Here is a 1498-nt window from a genome sequence, read left to right as displayed (position 1 = left end):
CGAGAACCAGGCGCGCCGCCGCAAGCAGGCCAGCAAGTAGATCCGCCCCGGGGACGGCGTCCACCGCCAAGCAGACCGCCGTCCCCGGGCCTCCCAACCCCAGCAAGAGGCAGGAAGCCACCAGCATGACGAACAACGTCGTCCAGCTCCACAAGGACGCGCCCCCGCCCGTCGAGGACGCGTCTCCCACTGGAGACACCGACACCCTGACCGAGACCATCATCGACGTCGTCGCCAACGCCGAGCCCCGGCCCGTCGACCCGCCCAACCCGGGCGCCGAGCCCGGCAGCTGGCTCGCTGAGAGGCAGGCGTACCTGTCCGAGGCGCCGCCCGTCGTGCCCACGTTCCTGCGCAACGCGGCCGAGTTCGTCGACGCCGCACGCTGGACCGTCTCCTACTACGCGCACGTCACCGCCTTCCACACCCTGCGGGCGCCCGTCTACCTCGCCCGCCTGTTGCTGCGCTCCCCGCGCGGCGCCGGCCGCCTCATCGTCCGCTGGGGCAAGTGGGTCGCCGACACCGAAGCCCGGCCCGTCGAGGCCAAGGCCGCCGCGTCCGCGGACATCGAGGCCTGGCTCGCCCTGTCCCGCGAGCACTCCCGCCGCGTGCGGCCGCGCCGCATCGCCTCCCTGGCTGTCGCCACCGCCACCGGCATCACCACTCTCGTGGCCGGCTTCCTCGTGCCCGGCTGGACCCTCGGCGCCTACCTCGGCGCCGCCGCCCTCGTCGGCCTCGCCGGGAAGAAGGGCGACAAGCCGTTGATCACCCGCTACGTGGCCACCAACGTGCTGCGACGCCTCGACTCCACCGAGGTGTTCGACGCGCTCGCCGCGATCGGCATCGAGGGGCGCAAGGGCCGCCGCGGCGTCGAGTTCGCCTCCGAGGTCATGCGCGACGGCCCTGGCTGGCGCGCCGAGGTCGACCTGCCGCCCGGCGTCGAGGCGACCGCCGTCCTCGAGAAGCGGGCCGCCCTCGCCGCAGCCATGCGCCGCCCCATCAGCACGGTGTGGCCTGAGGCCGACCGCAGCGCACACCCGGGCCGCCTCGTGCTGTGGGTCGCCCAGCGCGACCCTGCGAAGGCCGGCCGCAAGCTGTGGCCGCTCATGAGGGAAGGCCAGGCCGACGTCTACCAGCCGCTGCCCTACGGGTTCGACCCGCGCGGCAACCTCGTCGAGATCACCCTCATGTACTCCAACCTGCTGGTCGGCGGCATCCCCGGATCCGGCAAGACGTCCTGCGCCCTCGCCATCGTCCTCGGCGTCGCCCTCGACCCCACCGCCGAACTGTGGATCTACGAACTCAAGGGGTCCGGCGACCTCGACTCCGTCAAGCCGATCTGCCACCGGTACGTCAGTGGTGACGAGGACGAGGACCTGGAGGCCGCTCTCGCCGGCATGCGGTCGGGGATCGCCGAGTACCAGCGCCGCGCCGCGTTCATCCGGTCCCTGCCCGCCTCCGAGGTGCCCGAGGGCCGCAAGGTCACCCGCGCCCTGCAGGA

The 1498-nt window shown here is 73.2% G+C and carries 1 pseudogene; it reads left to right on the top strand.

Features of this window, described 5'->3' with window-relative positions:
- Window positions 1-125: 125 nt before the first annotated feature.
- Window positions 126-1498 (top strand): annotated as a pseudogene (locus ABZ823_RS30920) (cell division protein FtsK); the annotation flags it as partial.

Origin of the sequence: Streptomyces sp. NPDC047079 (assembly GCF_040643755.1) — a bacterium.
Classification (GTDB): Bacteria; Actinomycetota; Actinomycetes; order Streptomycetales; family Streptomycetaceae; genus Streptomyces.
This window is presented reverse-complemented; position numbering and strand designations above follow the sequence as displayed.